This is a genomic window from Streptomyces sp. NPDC031365 (assembly GCF_055569765.1).
In genome coordinates, this window is the sequence record NZ_JBVIIM010000079.1 from 1 (window position 1) to 2413 (window position 2413).

The window sequence follows — 2413 nt, forward strand, 5'->3', positions numbered from 1 at the left end:
GCCCGGCGGTACCAGCCGCGCAGGGACTCGGAGCTGATGCCGAGTTCCCGGGCGACGGCGGTGACCGTCTTGCCCGAGGAGTCGACGAGCGCGATTGAGGTTCCCCCTGCCGACCGGACAGCTTGATACTGGGACGGATGGTCCCGGAGGAAGCAGTCACAGGTAGTGAGTGGCAAGAGCAACATGAGTAAGCGGTACACGGCCGAGTTCAAGCGGGACGCGGTCGCCTTGGCGTTGTCCTCGGAGAAGACGGTCACCGAGGTCGCGAGGGATCCGGGCGTGAGTCCGGAAGGGCTGCGCGGGTGGGTGAAGCAGGCGAAGGTCGACCGCGGTGAGGGACCCGCCGGGGCTTTGACCACTGCGGAGCGTGAGGAGCTGGTCCGGCTGCGGCGGAAGGTTCGCGAGCAGGAGGCCACGATCGAGGTGCTGGGAAAAGCGACCGCCTTCTTCGCTCAGGACAAGATGAGGTAGACACCGTGGCACGGTGTCGTTTCATCGATGCGGAGAAGGCGTCGGAGGGTAATCCTGCAGGTCACAGCGTTGCCCCGGCAGGCGAAGCGGGCGGTGTTCGCGCTCGACCTGATCGGCCGGGACTTCACCGCGCCCCGGCCCGGGATGCGGCTTGTCGGCGACATGACTGAACTCAGCACGCTGGAAGGGAAGTTGTATCTGGCGACCTGTATCGATCTCGCGACGCGGGAGGTGGTCGGCTGGGCGATGGCCGACCACCACCGCGCCGAGCTGCCGGTCGCCGCCTTGCGGATGGCAGCCGGGCGTGGCGGCCTGGAGCAGGGTTGCGTCATGCATACGGATCGCGGCAGCGAGTACACGAGTGACGAACTCCGCAGCGAAATACGCAAGTTGTGCATGAGGCAGTCGATGGGGCGCGTCGGCTCTTGTTACGATAATGCCGCCGCGGAAAGCTGGTTCGCCATCCTGAAAGCGGAGATCGGGACGACCGTGTGGGAGACCCGCGAGGCCGCCCGGGCCGACGTTTTCCGCTACGTCGAGGTCGAGTACAACCGCAGCCGGCTCCGTCGGCACCCCGACTACGGGTACGTCACCCCGCTCGAAACGAGATCCCTGCTCAGGCAGAACCTCGTCCCGGCAGCGTAAACACCCGCTGTCCAGTTCGCGGGGGGAACTTCAGGTGTGGGCTGGCCCTGGCCGACGGGCAGCGCGAGCGCCTCGAGGCCGTCGGCGTTGCCCGGCTCGCCGCGGCTCCGGCCCCAGTGGAGCCGGACGTGTCCGCAGATCCGTCCACGACGCCCGTGAGCGCCTTCGAAAGGGGCGTTGCGGCCCTGGCGCAGTACAAGACCGCACGGGGCTCTACGAAGGTCCCCAGGGCCCACGTAGAGGCGTTGCCGGACGGGACGGAGGTCAAGCTCGGGGTGTTCCTCACCAACAGCAAGAGCCGCCGGCCCAAGCTGACCGTCGACAAGCTCGCCGCGCTCGCCGGCCTCGGGCTGGAGTGGGCGGCCACGGAAGGAGCGGCGTGATGACCGCACCCGAGGAAGAGCGGCGCGTGCAGGACGCTGTGCGTCGGCACGCCAGCACCAGGGCCTTCGCGGAGGCGGAGGACGTCATCTCGACTGCGCTGTCCGACGCCGGGGTGCAGGCGGCGCGGGCCCAAGTGGAGGCGGCGGAGACGGAGCTCGGCCTGGAGCTGTGCGCCCGTCTCCAGCCGTTCCAGGACCGCTACGACCAGGCCGTGGCGGGTGGCGACGCGGCCCGGCTCATCGAGGTCTGCGCGGGCACGCACGGCAACTGGGGGCGGATCTGCGTCCTGCCCGACGGTCACGAGACCTCGATGGAGGAACCGCACTGGGGCAGCTCACTCTATGTCTCGACCCTTGTCCTGGTTCTTGAGGTTGCGGCCTGCACCACTGGGTGACTTCAGGTAGGCGATCTCATCTTCTGCGACCTGCCACTTGGCGTACAGGTACGTGCATGCCCAGATGGAGGCTCCGAGGGCAGTAAGGGTCGCGCCCTGAGCTACCACCAGACGCTTGGTGAGCTTGGAGAGCTTGCCTCCAGTTGACGCGGCCTCGCTCTTGCAGATGCCGACGTGGCCCGTCTCTTGTGAGTGCCGCTGGAGATCTTCGAGACCTTCAGCCTGAAAAGGACACGCCGTGCACGCGTAATTGATCATCAGTTGATCCCCCCAACGGAACCCAGATTGCCACAGTTTGAGGGCGCCAACGCACCACTTAGCCATCCTCCAGCCCGGAGCCAGCCGGAAGGTAACTGTCGCCCCACCCCCCGCAGCAGCGTCGTGCCAGGCCCTACACGCACTGGGGTGCGATGCCCGGGGGTTCCGGAAGATTTCAAGTCCAGTGAGACGTTTGTGATGCTATGAGATCTGTGGTGTCGGTTCCCTACGCTTGGCGGGGTCGTTGATCCACGCCTTCTG

Annotated in this window: 5 protein-coding genes; 4 read left to right on the forward strand and 1 reads right to left on the reverse strand. The window is 66.9% G+C overall.

Annotated elements, in window-relative coordinates; genetic code table 11:
• A partial coding sequence (locus ACZ5C2_RS38540; RefSeq protein WP_468801621.1) for a hypothetical protein occupies nt 1-185 on the reverse strand: 185 nt, incomplete at its 3' end.
• Here ACZ5C2_RS38540 and ACZ5C2_RS38545 point away from each other — a divergent pair.
• The 4 genes from ACZ5C2_RS38545 (at nt 184) to ACZ5C2_RS38560 (ending at nt 1894) form a co-directional block, all read left to right on the forward strand.
• A complete protein-coding gene (locus ACZ5C2_RS38545) occupies nt 184-471 on the forward strand; it encodes a transposase (protein ID WP_468801623.1) in 288 nt (95 codons plus the stop codon). The genes ACZ5C2_RS38540 and ACZ5C2_RS38545 overlap by 2 nt on opposite strands.
• Before the next feature lie 27 nt (nt 472-498).
• The gene (locus tag ACZ5C2_RS38550) at nt 499-1116 is read left to right on the forward strand and encodes an IS3 family transposase (RefSeq protein WP_468801625.1); all 618 of its coding nucleotides are present in this window, start codon (nt 499-501) and stop codon (nt 1114-1116) included.
• Between the two features lie 128 nt (nt 1117-1244).
• The gene (locus tag ACZ5C2_RS38555) at nt 1245-1499 is read left to right on the forward strand and encodes a helicase associated domain-containing protein (RefSeq protein ID WP_468801627.1); all 255 of its coding nucleotides are present in this window, start codon (nt 1245-1247) and stop codon (nt 1497-1499) included.
• Entirely contained in the window at nt 1499-1894 is a 396-nt protein-coding gene (locus tag ACZ5C2_RS38560; protein WP_468801628.1) for a hypothetical protein, read from the forward strand. The genes ACZ5C2_RS38555 and ACZ5C2_RS38560 overlap by 1 nt, the downstream gene beginning before the upstream one ends.
• The last annotated feature ends 519 nt before the right edge of the window (nt 1895-2413 follow it).